This window comes from Dactylosporangium sp. CA-139066 (assembly GCF_050936175.1).
In the GTDB taxonomy this organism is placed as follows: Bacteria; Actinomycetota; Actinomycetes; order Mycobacteriales; family Micromonosporaceae; genus Dactylosporangium.
This window is the reverse complement of record NZ_JBNJNH010000002.1, coordinates 571,566-585,561: the sequence shown is the minus strand read 5'-3', so window position 1 is coordinate 585,561 and position 13,996 is coordinate 571,566. Positions and strand designations below refer to the sequence as shown.

The 13,996-nt window shown below is 73.1% G+C and carries 15 protein-coding genes and 1 tRNA gene; 2 read left to right on the top strand and 14 right to left on the bottom strand.

Features of this window, described 5'->3' with window-relative positions; translation table 11 throughout:
- Positions 1-5 precede the first annotated feature (5 nt).
- On the bottom strand, positions 6-1,115 hold the full coding sequence (gene proB / locus ACQEVU_RS47410; RefSeq protein ID WP_433339699.1) for a glutamate 5-kinase: 1,110 nt from the start codon (positions 1,113-1,115) through the stop codon (positions 6-8).
- A gap of 43 nt (positions 1,116-1,158) precedes the next feature.
- Between proB and ACQEVU_RS47405 the strand changes: the two genes are divergently transcribed.
- The gene (locus tag ACQEVU_RS47405; protein WP_433336453.1) at positions 1,159-1,458 is read left to right on the top strand and encodes an MGMT family protein; all 300 of its coding nucleotides are present in this window, start codon (positions 1,159-1,161) and stop codon (positions 1,456-1,458) included.
- 6 nt (positions 1,459-1,464) lie between these two features.
- Here ACQEVU_RS47405 and ACQEVU_RS47400 read toward each other — a convergent pair whose 3' ends face one another.
- From ACQEVU_RS47400 to ACQEVU_RS47380, 5 genes are all read right to left on the bottom strand, one after another.
- Complete coding sequence (locus tag ACQEVU_RS47400; protein WP_433336451.1) at positions 1,465-1,926, bottom strand: SDR family oxidoreductase; 462 nt, start codon at positions 1,924-1,926, stop codon at positions 1,465-1,467.
- A 156-nt stretch (positions 1,927-2,082) separates the two neighbouring features.
- Positions 2,083-2,718, bottom strand: a complete 636-nt coding sequence (locus tag ACQEVU_RS47395) for a hypothetical protein (RefSeq protein ID WP_433336449.1) — start codon at positions 2,716-2,718, stop codon at positions 2,083-2,085.
- Positions 2,715-3,566, bottom strand: a complete 852-nt coding sequence (locus ACQEVU_RS47390) for a hypothetical protein (protein ID WP_433336447.1) — start codon at positions 3,564-3,566, stop codon at positions 2,715-2,717. Before ACQEVU_RS47390 ends, ACQEVU_RS47395 begins: the two co-directional genes overlap by 4 nt.
- A complete protein-coding gene (locus ACQEVU_RS47385) occupies positions 3,563-3,967 on the bottom strand; it encodes a hypothetical protein (protein WP_433336445.1) in 405 nt (134 codons plus the stop codon). Before ACQEVU_RS47385 ends, ACQEVU_RS47390 begins: the two co-directional genes overlap by 4 nt.
- A 226-nt stretch (positions 3,968-4,193) precedes the next feature.
- Positions 4,194-4,274: transfer RNA gene (locus ACQEVU_RS47380), tRNA-Tyr, on the bottom strand.
- Positions 4,275-4,376: 102 nt separating this feature from the next.
- On the opposite strand from ACQEVU_RS47380, the gene ACQEVU_RS47375 reads away from it, so the two are divergent.
- The gene (locus ACQEVU_RS47375) at positions 4,377-4,871 is read left to right on the top strand and encodes a YajQ family cyclic di-GMP-binding protein (RefSeq protein WP_345126478.1); all 495 of its coding nucleotides are present in this window, start codon (positions 4,377-4,379) and stop codon (positions 4,869-4,871) included.
- Between the two features lie 205 nt (positions 4,872-5,076).
- On the opposite strand, the gene ACQEVU_RS47370 is transcribed toward ACQEVU_RS47375, so the two are convergent.
- The 8 genes from ACQEVU_RS47370 to ACQEVU_RS47335 form a co-directional block, all read right to left on the bottom strand.
- The gene (locus ACQEVU_RS47370; RefSeq protein ID WP_433336443.1) at positions 5,077-5,238 is read right to left on the bottom strand and encodes a hypothetical protein; all 162 of its coding nucleotides are present in this window, start codon (positions 5,236-5,238) and stop codon (positions 5,077-5,079) included.
- An 11-nt stretch (positions 5,239-5,249) separates the two neighbouring features.
- A complete protein-coding gene (locus ACQEVU_RS47365; RefSeq protein ID WP_433336441.1) occupies positions 5,250-6,455 on the bottom strand; it encodes an MFS transporter in 1,206 nt (401 codons plus the stop codon).
- Positions 6,456-6,546: 91 nt separating this feature from the next.
- Positions 6,547-7,419: a zinc metalloprotease HtpX gene (gene htpX, locus ACQEVU_RS47360; RefSeq protein WP_433336438.1), complete on the bottom strand. Its 873-nt coding sequence runs from the start codon at positions 7,417-7,419 to the stop codon at positions 6,547-6,549.
- A 52-nt stretch (positions 7,420-7,471) separates the two neighbouring features.
- Positions 7,472-9,127, bottom strand: a complete 1,656-nt coding sequence (locus tag ACQEVU_RS47355) for an NADH-quinone oxidoreductase subunit N (protein WP_433336436.1) — start codon at positions 9,125-9,127, stop codon at positions 7,472-7,474.
- Complete coding sequence (locus ACQEVU_RS47350) at positions 9,124-10,638, bottom strand: complex I subunit 4 family protein (protein ID WP_433336434.1); 1,515 nt, start codon at positions 10,636-10,638, stop codon at positions 9,124-9,126. Before ACQEVU_RS47350 ends, ACQEVU_RS47355 begins: the two co-directional genes overlap by 4 nt.
- 607 nt (positions 10,639-11,245) lie before the next feature.
- Positions 11,246-13,087 carry an NADH-quinone oxidoreductase subunit 5 family protein gene (locus ACQEVU_RS47345; protein WP_433336432.1) on the bottom strand — a complete coding sequence of 614 codons (1,842 nt, stop codon included), beginning with the start codon at positions 13,085-13,087 and terminating at the stop codon, positions 11,246-11,248.
- A complete protein-coding gene (gene nuoK, locus ACQEVU_RS47340; protein ID WP_433336430.1) occupies positions 13,084-13,434 on the bottom strand; it encodes an NADH-quinone oxidoreductase subunit NuoK in 351 nt (116 codons plus the stop codon). The genes ACQEVU_RS47345 and nuoK overlap by 4 nt, the downstream gene beginning before the upstream one ends.
- A complete protein-coding gene (locus ACQEVU_RS47335; RefSeq protein WP_433336428.1) occupies positions 13,434-13,955 on the bottom strand; it encodes an NADH-quinone oxidoreductase subunit J family protein in 522 nt (173 codons plus the stop codon). Before ACQEVU_RS47335 ends, nuoK begins: the two co-directional genes overlap by 1 nt.
- Positions 13,956-13,996: the final 41 nt, after the last annotated feature.

Here is a 13,996-nt window from a genome sequence, read left to right as displayed (position 1 = left end):
CGGCGCTACAGCAGGACGAGGTCGTCGCGGTGGATGACCTCGCGCTCGTACGCCGGGCCGAGCTCGGCCGCCAGCTCGCTCGTCGAGCGGCCCAGGAGCACGGGCAGCTCGGCGGCGTCGTAGTTGACCAGGCCGCGGGCCACCGGCACCCCGCCGACGTCGACGAGGTCGACCGGGTCGCCGGCCGCGAACCGGCCGTCGACGGCCGTGATGCCGGCCGGAAGCAGCGAAGCGTGGCCGCCGACGACGGCGCGGACGGCGCCCGCGTCGAGGTGCAGCCGGCCGCGCGGGCTGGTGGCGTGGGCCAGCCAGAACAGCCGGGCCTGGGGCCGCTCGCGCTGGCGGTGGAACAGCGTGCCGACCTCGTTGCCGGCCAGCACCTCGGCGGCGTGCGGGGCGGAGGTCAGCACGACCGGGATGCCGCTGGTGGTGGCGATCCGGGCCGCCTCGACCTTGGTGACCATGCCGCCGGTGCCGACGCCCGCCCTGCCCGGCCGCCGGATGTCGACGCCCTCGAGGTCGTCGAACGTGCGCACGTCGACGATCGCGCGGGACGTCGGCCGGGAGGGGTCGCCGGTGTACAGCCCGTCGACGTCGGACAGCAGCACCAGCAGGTCGGCGTGGACGAGCGCGGCCACGAGCGCGGCGAGCCGGTCGTTGTCGCCGAAGCGGATCTCCTCGGTGGCGACGGTGTCGTTCTCGTTGACGATCGGGATCGCCTTGAGGTCGAGCAGGCGGCGCAGCGTCCGGTAGGCGTTGCGGTAGTGCGCCCGGCGGGTCACGTCGTCGACGGTCAGCAGGACCTGCCCGACGATCCGGCCGTGACGGGAGAAGGCGTCGTTGTAGGCGCGCATGAGCAGGCCCTGCCCCACGCTCGCCGCGGCCTGCTGGGTCGCGAGGTCGCGCGGCCGGCGCGGCAGCCCGAGCGGCGCGAGCCCGGCGGCGATGGCGCCGGACGACACGAGCACGACCTCCGCCGGCGTGCTGGCGAGCGCCTCGACCAGCGCGTCGACCCGCTGACCGTCGAGCCCCCCGGCCGCGGTGGTCAGCGATGACGACCCGACCTTGACGACGATGCGTCGAGCCTCGATGACCTGTTCGCGCACGCCGCCTATCTTGCCGCGTGCGCCACGCAAGGGCGCGGTAGGTTCCCATATCGTGGCCGACGAGGAGTACGCCGAGATGGTCCTCGACCTTGTGGAGCGCATCCCGCCAGGGCGCGTGATGTCATACGGCGCGATCGCCGAATATCTGGGTCGAGGCGGCCCGCGCCAGGTGGGTTCGGTGATGTCCCACTACGGCGGCGGCGTGCCCTGGCACCGGGTCGTCGCCTCGAACGGCCGCCTGGTCCCCGGCCACGAGGTCGAGGCGTTGCGCCGCCACCGCTCGGAGGGCACCCCACTGCGCGGCGACAAGGTCGACATCCGCCGCGCGATGTGGTGGCCGGACGGTACGTGACAGGGCTCAGGCCGCCGTGCGGGCGGCGGCGCCGTGAGTGGTCACCGCGGTCAGTCCGCCGTCGACCGGAAGCGTCGCGCCGTGAATGTGGGCCGCCTCGTCCGAGGCCAGGAACGCCGCGGCCGCCGCGACCTCCTCGGCCCTTGCCAGCCGCCCGCTCGGCACCGTCGAGACCATCCGCTCGAGCATCGGCCGCAGGTCGCTGAGCCACTCCACGTCGGTCGGGCCGGGGGCGATGGTGTTGACGCGGATGCCGTACGGCCCGAACTCCGCCGCCCAGGCCGCCGTCAGACGGCTCAGCTCAGCGCCCTCGGCCCTCCGCAGTCCTGGCCGGCCTGGCGCGACGTGGTGATCGCCCGCTATGAGGCGCAGGGCACACACTGCCCGCTCGGCGCGCTGACCCGGCAGCTGGCGCCGAGCAACCCCGAGGTGCGCCCGATCGTCACCGACCTGCTCACCACCTGGCACGCCCGGCTCGCGGAGGGCGCCCGCCGCGCCGGATCCGCGGATCCGGCGCGGACGGGCCTGATCATCCTGACCGCCGTGCAGGGCGGGGTGAACATGCTGCTGACCACGGGCGACTCCACGGCCCTGCGGGTGTCGCTGGACGCGGCGCTGTCGGGCTTATCGCAGCGCGGTGATGATGGCCTGAGCCATCTGCCGCCACGCCTTGCCCCAGGCGGTGTTGCACGCGTCGAGCGTGGGCTGGTTGGGCCGCTCGTCGCCCTTCTCGGCCAGCGTGTTGTAGAGGATGATCTGCACGTCGACCCGCTGGTTGTGCACGACCAGCCAGAACCACGGGTCGGTGTCGTCCCCGCCGGCGTAGAGGTCGTGCACGTACACGGTCACGCCGTCGACCTGCGTGGCGGTGACGCCCGCGGGTATCGACGACGGCGTCGCCGACGGGCCGGCGTCCGCGACCGTCACGTCGAGCTCCTGCATGAGCGCGAGCGCGGCCGGCGGAGTCTTGCGGCACAGCATGAGGTGCGACTCGCAGTCCATGCGCGGCAGGCCGTTCACCGCCGGCGAGGGCTGATGCACCGCGTACGGGGTCGTGACGCTGCCGTCGCCGAGCAGCCTGCGGGCCGCCGCCAGCGTGCGATCGCAGACGGCGGCGACCACCGCGTCCCCGGGCCGGTCCACCGACGTCGGCGACAGGCTGGGCAGCACCGGCGGCTTGCTCGACTCGGTGCAGGCACTCAAGGCGCCGGCGAGCGCGACAAGCGCCACGAGTCCGGCCAGTCGGGCGGCGACCGTCATGACGCGAGCTTCCATTCCTGATAGTCGCCGAAGTCCGCCGGCGCGTCGCCCGACGGGGCGGTGGACTCGAACACGTGCTTCTTGCCCAGGTACTCCCGGCGCACGGCGGCGCCCGCCTGCTTCTGCTCGATGCCGGCCAGGGTGATCGCCGCCTCCACGGCGTCGACCGCCATCTTGAGCACGCCGAGAATGGCCTGGCCGAGCTCGGTGATGACCTGCAGCCCGGTGGCGATCCCGTCGGTGAAGATGCCCTCGACGATCTCCTGGACGAGGTTGCGCTCGTCGTCCTCGAGCTGGGCCAGGGCGTCCTTGAGGGCGTCGAGCCCCGACGAGGCCACGGTGCAGACGCTCTGGGCGAACTGGGTGCGCATGTCGATGACGCTGTCCGCGGCGGCCATCAGGTAGTCGACGGTGTCCTGCAGGAACTGGGCGATGCTGAAATGGTTGTCCTTGAACAGGTAGTTGATGACGCCGTCGTTGTAGCCGCCGAAGCGCTCGGCCGCCGGCCCTTCCCAGTCCAGTCCGACGTCGGTGTACCGATTGGCGAGGTTGTGCCCCTGCCGGATGACCGTGTCGTAGATCGCGGTCAGCCCGCCGGCCGCGTTGTAGATCGCATACGGGTCGGTGAAGACGATCGCCCGGATGAGGTCGACGAAGCTGTGGCCGTCCAGCTCCGGCGGCAGGTCGACCTTGTGCCCCTTGGCCCGGGCCAGCCAGACCACCCGGTCGGCGGTGTAGAACGCTTCCCAGACCCGGTCGGTCAGCGCGCCGGCGAGCTTGTCGGCGCGGGCCGCCGACGGCACGTGGAACGGCGAGACCGGCCGGTCGTCGTCGAGCGTGTGCCTCATCGGTGCGGCTGCACTTCGTAGTCGTACGCCTTCGGCAGGGCGCCCCGGACGTCGTCGTGCGTGTCGTTGACGCCGCCGAAGTTGGCCACGACCTGCATCTCGGTGTTGGCATAGTTGGCCGCGACCTGCGCCAGGTTGATCGACATGCCGTGCAGCAGCCCCGCGACGTCGGCGAGCTCCTCCTTGCGCCCCATGACGGCGGCCACGGCGGCGGAGTGCATCCGCTCGGCGCCGTCCTTGACCAGCGGCAGGTCGACCCCGAACGCTTCCGCGTCGGGAATGCACCACTCCCCGACGAGGTCCGCGCACTTGCTCATGACCGCGGAAGACCCTTCCAGCCACCCCGCATACGCGATGATGGCGTCCAGGCTGGCCCGCACCTTCTTGTCCGCTCCAGGCATGGTTCGATCCCTCCCCCGTGCGTGCCGGTCCCCGGCGCAGCCATGAGAGTACATCGATTGGTCGACCCCGGGCACACACCGTTTCCCGCCGACCGCGATCGGTGACGCAACCGGGCGCGCCTTTGACTGCCGTTTCATCCCGGCGATCGCATCCGGACGGCGCTGGACGCACGAAGAAGGCCCCCGTCCAGAGTTTCCCCTGGTCGAGGGCCTTTCTCACTGCCGGTGGCGGGTAGAGGATTCGAACCTCTGTAGCTTTCGCGACGGATTTACAGTCCGCTCCCATTGGCCGCTCGGGCAACCCGCCTGGCGCAAGCCAGAATAGCGGTAGCCCCCGGGGGCAATGCAAACGGGTACCCTCGGCACGCCCACAACCGACTAACGCACGCAGTAACAGGGAGCGTCTGCCATGGCTTCGGCACCCTCGTTCGACATCGTCAGCAAGGTCGACCGGCAGGAGGTCGACAACGCGCTCAACCAGGCCGAGAAGGAGCTGGCGCAGCGGTTCGACTTCCGCGGCACCGGGGCTGAGATCAAGTGGGCCGGGGAGGAGACGGTCGCCCTCCAGGCGGAGACCGAGGAGCGCGTGGTCGCCGCGCTGGAGGTCTTCAAGGAGAAGCTGGTCAAGCGGAACATCTCGCTCAAGTCCCTCGACGCCGGCGAGCCCCGCGCGTCGGGCAAGACCTACAAGATCGACGCCAAGATCATTCAGGGCATCGAGTCGGACAAGGCCAAGGCCATCTCCAAGAAGATCCGCGACGAAGGTCCCAAGGGCGTCCAGGCGCAGATTCAGGGTGACCAGCTGCGGGTGACCGGCAAGAAGAAGGACGACCTGCAGGCGGTCATCACGCTGCTCAAGCAGGAGGACTTCGGCATCGCCCTGCAGTTCACGAATTACAGGTAGGGCCGTCCCGACGGGGCGCCGGATCGCCGCGATCCGGCGCCGTCGTCGGGAGTCGCACGGTGTCGCGCTCAGTTGGGCCGCTTGTTGCGGCGGACCATCACCACCGTCAACACGACGGCGGCGACGATGACCGTCGTGCACAGGCAACAGCCGACAAGGACTTCCCAAGGCCTGATGGCTCCCATGGCCGCCGAGCCTATCAAGATCACGACCTTTCGTTCGACCCCTCTCGATCGGATGGGTCGCGCAGGCGGGACGGCGGCTCCTCGGCGCGCACGCGCAGGAAGCTGTCCGCGTGGCGGATCTCGATGTCGAGCTCGCCGGCCTCATCGGGATCGGTGAGCACGGCGTGGACCGTCTGTGCCATGGGGGCCGACCCTACACGGCGGCCGGCTCGCGGTCGCCCGTGTGGGTGAACGGCGCCGGCGCGACCAGCGCACCGGCCGCCACCGAGGCGCCGGCCAGCAGAAACGCCCACACGGCGCCGCCGGGTCGATCGACGACGAGGCCGGTCACGGCCACCCCGGCGGCACTGGCCGCGATCGAGACGGTGGCCAGCCAGGTGTACGCCTCGTTCAGCATCGACCGCGGCACGATCGCGCCCACCATCGAGTTCTGGACCGTCAACGCCGGCGCGATGGTCGCCCCGCCGATCACCAGGGCCGCGCCGAGCGCGAGCGCATTGGGCATGGCGGCGAGGATCGCCAGGCTGGCGGCGACGCCGGCGAGGAGCCACCGCAGCCGGACCCGGGCGCGCGGCCGGCTGCCGAACCACACCCCGCTGATCGCGCTGCCGATGCCCCAGACGCCCAGCAGGATGCCGCCGGCGCTCTGCGGGTCGTCGGTGACGTACTCGGTGGCGTACGCGGGCACGGCCACCCCCGTCCCGCCGAACGCGAACCCGAGCCCGAACGCCGTCACCAGCAGCGCGACGAAGCCCGGCACCCGCAGTGGCCCCAGCCCCCGCGCCGGCGCGTGGCCCTCGGGCCGCCGCCAGGACCGCATCGCCTGCCCGCGGGCCACCACGAGCGTGCCCACCAGCGTGATCCCGGCCGCCGCCGCGAGCGCCACGGCGGGCTGCCACAGTGCGACGCACAGCGCCACGAGCATCGGCCCGACCACGAACACGAGCTCGAACAGCGACGTCTCGGCGGCCAGCGCCGTCCCGCGGACCTCGGGCGAGTCCACGGTCAGCGCGTTCCAGGTGCCCCGCACCGCCGCCGTCAGGGGCGGAAACGTCACGCCGGCCAGCACGGCCGCGCCGAGCACGATCGGCAGCGGCAGATCCTGCCGCCCCGCGAAGATCAGAAAGACCAGGCAGCCGGGGTACGCCAAACCCGTCGCCACCAGCACCGGCGCCGGACCGATGCGATCGGCCAGCCGCCCCACGATCGGGCTGGCCGCGGCGCTGGCGATGGCGTAGACCGAGCAGGCGAGCGCGGCCTGGGTGTACCGCCCGTGGGTCTGCTGCAGCAGCAGGAGCAGCGCCAGCGAGACCATGCCGATCCCGAGGCGCGCGAACACGCCCACGACCAACAGCACGGGCGCGCCCGGAAGCCGCCACACGGACATGTACTGCCGCATGGCAGACCTCGTTTCGCTCCTGACCTGTACCCTCGCATGCCAAGGGCCCGCCGATTGTACGGCGGGCCCCGGGCTTCCGGTCCTTACGTTTTTACCGGTAGCTGGTGACGTTGGCCATCTGCTCGAGCCGCGCGACCCGCTGCTCCATCGGCGGGTGGGTCGAGAACAGCGACGCGATGCCGCCGCCCTTCAGCGGGTTGTCGATCATCAGGTGCGCCTGGCTGGCCAGCTGCCCGTCGGCCGGCAGCGGCAGCGCCTGGGTGCCCCGGTGGATCTTGCGCAGCGCACTCGCCAGCGCCAGCGGATCCCCGGTCAGCTTCGCGCCGGACTCGTCCGCCTCGTACTCCCGGCTCCGGCTGATCGCCAGCTGGATCACAGTCGCCGCGAGCGGCCCCAGGATCATCATGAGCAGGAGCCCCGCGATGCCCGGCCCCTCCTCGTCGTCGTTCGACCCGAGCGGCAGGAAGATCGCCAGGTTGGCCAGCATCGTGATCATGCCGCCGAGCGCCCCGGCGACGCTCGAGATCAAGATGTCCCGGTTGTACACGTGCGACAGCTCGTGCCCGATGACCCCGCGAAGCTCTCGAGGCGTGAGCATGTCGAGGATGCCCGCGGTGACCGCCACGGCCGCGTTCTGCGGATTGCGCCCGGTGGCGAACGCATTGGGCTGCCGGGTCGGGCTGATGTACAACCGCGGCATCGGCTTCCCGGCGGACGTGGCCAGCTCCCGCACCATCGCGTACAGCTGCGGCGCCTGCGCCTCGGTCACCGGCTGCGCGTTCATGGCGCGCAGGGCGATCTTGTCGGAGTAGAAGTAGGAGAACGCGTTCATCCCCAGCGACAGGAACACGGCGATGACCAGACCGGTGCTACCGCCGAGCCAGTAGCCGACAAGCAGAATCAGAGAGGTCAGCAGCCCGAGCAGGGCTGCCGTCTTCAAACCGTTGAAATGCCTGTGCTGCATGCCATCAATAACAGCGCAACTCCCGGTGTACCTTCCCGGTGCTAGCTGTGAGCTAGCTGAATGTCGCCGCGGCCCGCATGACCAGCTCGGGCCCGAACCCGACAATCACGGCGACAACGGCCGCAACCGCCACTGAAGCGACAACCGGCCACGCTGTGCGTTCGCCCGAAATGTCCCCCTCCGTGCCTTCGCCCGCGCCGCTCGTCTCCGCTCCAACGATCCCGGTGGCGCCACCCGTCTCCGTGCCGCCGGCCCCGCCCGCACCGGCTTCCTCCATGCGCCCGGATCCGGTGGGACCGACCGTGGTCACGCCTACCGTCTCCGTGCCGCCTGCTTCGCTGGCCGTTCGGGTCAGGTCCGATGACGGGGCGGTGCTCGGCGCGGCGGGGGCGAAGAGCACGGCGCCCGCCCGCACGTAATACGCGAGCCCGATGACGGCGTTGACCGCCACGACGATCGCCAGCCACGTGGCGTCCCCGCCCAGCAGCGCCCGGACCACCGCCACCTTGGCGAACAGCCCCGCGAGCCCCGGCGGCAGCCCCGCGAGCCCGGCTAGCGCCAGCACGAGCACGCCCGCGAACCAGGGCGAGCGCCGCGCCATCCCGCGGTAGTCGTCGATCGCCCCGCCGTCGCGCGCCCCGCGCATCCCGACCAGCGCCCCGAAGGCGCAGAACTCGAGCACGACGTAGAAGAAGGCGTACCCGACGGTGGCCGCCACCAGCAGCGGCGCCTGGTCGCCCGCCGCGATCAGCGCGCCCAGCGGCGCCAGCAGGTAGCCGGCCTGCGCCACCGAAGACCACGCCAGCAGCCGCACCATCCGCCGCTGCCGCAGCGCGACGAGGTTGCCCACGGTCATGCTCAGCGCCGCGAGCACCGCGAGCGTCCACCCCGACGTCGACAGCACCGGCCGGGCCACCGACACCCCGACCAGCAGCAGCGCGACCACGCCCCCCAGCTTGGAGGCGGTCGACAGGTAGGCGGCGACCGGCAGCGGCGCCCCGTCGTACGTCGCGGGCGCCCAGGCATGCGCCGGCACCGCCGCGACCTTGAACGCGAGCCCGGTCAGCAGCAGCACCACGCCGACCTTGAGCAGCCGCTGCGCGCCCGGCACCGTCGCACCGCCGGCGATGTCCGCGAAGTGCACGCCCCCGGTCGCGGTGTACACCAGCGCCGCCCCGAGCAGCGCCACGGCCGTCGACACCACGCTCACCACGAAGAACGTGACCGCCGCCGAGCCGCCCTCGCGCGACCCCCGCCGCAGCCCGACCAGCAGGTAGAGCGGAAGCGTCAGCGTCTCGAGCGCCACGATCAGCGTGATCAGGTCCCGCGCGCCGCCCAGCACCACGGCCCCGGTGAGCGAGCTGGCGAGCAGGAAGCAGTACTCGCCGACCGGCACCTCCCCGGTCCGCAGCAGCGGCACCGAGAGCGCGAGCGCCCCGAGCGCCAGCCCGGCGAAGACCCCGGCCACGATCGCCGCCGCCGGGTCGAGCACCAGCGAACACTGATCCGGCCCGAGGCAGAAGGAGGCCCGGTGCCCGCCGGCGACGCCGACCCAGATCGCCGCCCCCGCGGTCCCGGCCATCCCCAGCGCGGTGGCGACCACGACCGGCCCCCGCCGCCCCGGCGCGATGAGATCCACGATGAGCGCGAGCACGGCCGTCCCCGCCGCCACGTACGCCGGAATCAGCGCAACTTGATCGATCCTCATCGCCCGAACACCCCCGCCAGCGCCTCGATCGCGGTGTTCGACCAGTTCAGCGCCAGGGCCGGCGCGACGCCGACGACCAGCGTCAGCGCGATCAGCGGCGACCAGGCGACCAACTCCCCGGGCCCCAGCCGGGCGTGTGCGCCCAGCCCCGCGACCGCCGGGGTCGCGGGCCCGTGCGTGACGCGCCGCAGCAGCCGCAGGAAGTAGGCGGCGGCGAGAGCCGCGCCGACCGCGGCCAGCGCGCCGAGCGTGATCCACAGCGGCCCGCCCCGCTCGAACGAGGCCACCACCGCGAACGCCTCGCCCCAGAAGCCGGCCAGCCCCGGCAGCCCCAGCGAGGCGATCGCCGCGAACGCGAGCACCCCGCTCAGCGCCGGCGCCGTCTCCCGCAGCCCGCCGAGCCGAACCAGTTCGCCGGTGTGCGCGCGGTCCTTGATCCCGCCGGCCACGAAGAACAGCAGCCCCGTGACCAGGCCGTGCGCGATGTTGCCGATCAGCGCGGCCTGCATCCCGGTCGCCGTGAGCGTCGCCACGCCGAGCAGGACGAATCCCATGTGCCCCACCGAGGAGTACGCGATCAGCCGCTTCAGCTCCGTCTGCGCCAGGCAGATCAGCCCGCCGGCCAGAATCGCGGCCGTGGCCAGCACCCCGACCACGGGCGCGCTGCGGGCCGCCCCGTCCGGCGCCACGCCCACCGCGACCCGGAGGAGGCCATATGTGCCCATTTTCAGCAGTACACCGGCCAGAATCACCGACCCCACGGTCGGCGCCTCGGTGTGCGCGGCCGGCAGCCACGTGTGCAGCGGCCACAGCGGACTCTTGACCGCGAACGCGAGCGCCAGCAGCACGAACGCCAGCAGCTGCATGCCCGCCGACATCGGCCGCACCGCCGGATCGCTCAGCGCGACGAGATCGCCGGTGCCCGACGAGGACACCACCACGAACACCCCGACGAGCAGCAACAGCGACCCGAACAGCGTGTACAGCACGAACTTGCGCGCCGCCCGCCGCCGGTCCGCCCCGCCCCACACGGCGATCACCGCGTACATCGGCAGGAGCACGACCTCGAAGAACACGAAGAACAGCACCAGGTCAAGGGACAGGAACACCCCGGTGATCCCGGCCTGCAGCACGAGCAGCAACGCCACGAGCAGCCGCCCGCGCCCCGGCTCCGGCACCCGCCACAGGCAGTAGGCGCAGCACAGCACGGTCAGCAGGGCGGTGAGCGCGACCAGCGGATATGAGATCCCGTCAACGCCGATGTGGAACCGCAGGCTCAGCGCCGGCGCCCACGGCTCGTCGATCTCGGCGAACGGCTCGATGCGGTTCTGCCCGGCCGGCGCCGTACGCGTCAGCCCGAGCGCGACGACCACGCCGGCCGTCGCCGCGGCGAACACGGTCCCGCCGACGCGCCCGGCGCGATCCAGCCGCGCCGGCATCGCGGCGGCCAGCAGCGCCCCGATCGCCGGCAACAGCAGCGTCGCCAGCAGCAGCGCCTGTCCGGAGGTCACCGCTCCACCCCCAACCCCGACAAGCCGCAAATTTCCGAAATGCCCCACCCGCGCCGCACCGCCGCGCCCCGCACCCGAGCCACCAGAAGCGAGCGCCACTTCCGCCGCGCCACCCCAGCGGCTGCGTGCGCGACGGCGTGCGCGACCCCGGCGGTGTGTGCGACCCGGGCGGTGTGCGCCGCGACGGTGGCGTGTGCGACCCCGGCGGTGCGCGCCACGACGGTGGCGTGCGCCGGCCTGCGTCTCGGCGTCGTGCCGACGGCTGGTCGCGCCGTCTCCCCGCAAGCCGCCCGTGTCCGGCCTCTCGACGGCCCCGCAACCCTCGTGGTTCGTCCGGCGTAGGCCCGTGCCGTCTGGCCGCGCCGCGGCGCACCGACAACCGGGGACCGAGAGCGCGTCGCGAGGGCGGCGGCCGGCGTGGTCATGGCCTCGTGCGCGACGACATGCCCGGACCGAAGGCGCGCCGCGAGGCGAACGCGCGCCCCGAGGGCGGCGGCGGGCGGCGTGGTCGCGGCCTCGTTCACGACGCCGTGCGCGGACTGGACGCGCGCTGCGAGGCGAACGCGCGCCGTGAGGGCGGCGGTGGGCGGCGAGGTCAAGGCGTCGTTCATGACGACATCCCCACCACGATCGCGATCGCCGCCGCCAGCACCACCGCGCCGCTCAGCACGGCCGTGGCGGCGCGTGGCAGCGAAGCGGCGTGGGCCCGCGACAGCAGGCCGCCCAGGCCGCCGGCGCCCGCGCCCAGGCCCTCGACCGCGCCGTCCACGACCGCCTCGTCGCCGCGGCGGGCCAGGCGGGCCAGGGCGGTGACCGGGCGAGTGACGAGCGCGTCCTGCACCGCGTCCAGGTAGAAGGCGTTGGCGAGCAGCCGGGCGAGCGCGGTGTCCGGCGGCGCCGCCGCCGGGTCGCGGCGCCAGGCCAGCGCGGCGCCGGCGAGCAGCAGGACCAGCGCGGCCGGCGTGGTCCAGCCCAGGTGGGCGAGGCGCTCGGCGGCCCCGAGCCGGGCGCCGAAGGCGGGCGCCAGCCCGGCCAGGCCGAGCAGCGCGGCCGGCACGGCGAGGGCGACCAGCGGCCCGCGCATCGCCCACGGCGGCTCGTGGCCGTGGCGGGCCGCCTCGCTGCGCGGGGCGCCGAAGAAGGTCCGGCGCCACAGCCGCACGACGTAGCCGGCCGTGATCGCCACGGTCAGGGCCGCCGAGCACAGCACGGTGAACGCGACGCCGCGGGGCACCGGGCCGGAGCCCGCGGCGGCCTCCAGGATGGCGTCCTTGCTCCAGAAGCCGGCCAGCGGCGGCACGCCGGCCAGGGCGCCCAGGCCGATCGTCATCGTCCAGAAGGTCACCGGCATGCGCTCGCGGAGGCCGCCCATCGCGGACATGAGGTTGGTGCCGGTGGCGTGGATGACCGAGCCGGCCGCCAGGAACAGCAGCGCCTTGAACGCGGCGTGCGTGAGCAGGTGGAACAGTGCCGCCGACGGGGCGCCGACGGCGAGGGCGCCGGTCATGTATCCGAGCTGGCTCACCGTCGACCAGGCCAGCACGCGCTTGATGTCGTCCTGGCCGAGCGCGCTCAGGGCGCCGAGCAGCATGGTCACCGAGGCCATCAGCGCGAGCACGACCAGCGCCGCGGTCGAGCGCTCGAACAGCGGATACAGCCGCGCCACCACGTAGACGCCGGCGGCGACCATCGTGGCGGCGTGGATCAGGGCGGAGATCGGCGTCGGGCCGGCCATCGCGTCGGGAAGCCAGGTGTGCAGCGGGAACTGGGCGCTCTTGCCGGCCACCCCGGCCAGCAGCAGCACGCACGCGGCCGTCACGACGCCGGGGGAGATCGCGCCCGAGGCGGCCGCCGCGAACACGTCGGCGATGCGGAACGTGTGCGCGTGCAGGCCGAGCAGCACGATGCCGAGCAGGAAGCCGACGTCGCCGACGCGCGTGACCAGGAACGCCTTCACCGCCGCGCGCGGCGCCTCGGGCAGCCGCCGGTCGTGGCCGATCAGCAGGTATGAGCAGATGCCCATGACCTCCCACCCGACCAGCAGGGCGATGAGATCCCCGGACACGACGACCAGCAGCATCGCGCCGGTGAAGAGGCTCACCTGCGCGGCATACGGCGCGTAGCGCTCGTCGTCGTGCAGGTAGGCCACCGAATAGATCTGCACGCAGAGCGCGACCACGCCGACCGCCACGGCGACCAGCCCGGCCGGCCCGTCGAGCCACGTGCCGAACGTCACCGGCAGCCGCCCGAACTGCACGAGCGTGACCCCGGCGTCGGCGCCGCGCACCCCGCGCAGGGCGACGGCCGCCGCGCACAGCAGCGCCACGGCCGCCCCGCCGACCCCGAGCAGGGCCGCCAGGCCCCTCATCCGGTACCGCAGGAGCAGCCCCGCCACCCCCGCCACCACGGGCACGGCGGGCAGCGCGAGCCCGAGCGGATCGACGCTCATCCGGCCACCCCCGCGCTCTCGTCCGCGTCGGCCCCGTCCGCGCCGTCGCCAAGCGGCAGATCGTCCACGCCGACCGTGCGCCGCAGCCGGTACAGCTGCAGGATCAGCGCCAGCCCGACCCCGATCTCGGCCGCGGCCAGCACGATGATGAACAGGGCGAACGACTGCCCGGCCCGGGGCACGGCGGCCCGGATCGCCGCGTCGGCGGTCACGAAGACCAGGTTGACCGCGTTGAGCATCAGCTCGACGGCCATGAGCAGCAGCACGGCGTTGCGCCGGACCAGCACGCCGTAGACCCCGATGCCGAACAGCAGGGCCGCGATCGTGAACGGAAGCGCCGGATGCATCAGCCTCGCCTCCGTGGCGCCACCAGCGCGCCGATGTCGGGCCGGGAGACCACGATCGCGCCGACCAGGGCCGCCAGCAGCAGCACCGAGACCAGCTCGAAGGGCAGCACCCAGGTGCGGAACAGCGCCTCGCCGAGCCGCTCGGCGGTGCCGGGCTCCGGCGTCGCGACCCGCGTCCACCGGAACGCGTCGATGAGCAGCGCGGACAGCCCGGCGCCCGCGCCGGCGCCGATCAGGGCGCCCGGCCAGCGGGTGCGGTCCAGATCGTCGCTGGCGCCGATCGGCGCCCGGGTCAGCATCACCGCGAAGAGCAGCAGGACCACGACGGCGCCGACATAGACGAGCACCTGGACCCAGGCGACCAGCTCCGCGGTGAGCACGAGATAGAGGCCGGCGATCGCGCCGAGCGCGACGACGAGCCACAGCCCGGCCCGCACGACGTGCCGGGTGGTCACGACCAGGAGGCCGGCCCCCAGCGCCACCGCGCCGAGCGCCGCTGTCAGCACGTCGGAAACGGTCATCGCTGCGCCACTCTCATGGGCGACATCCTGCCACCCGGGTA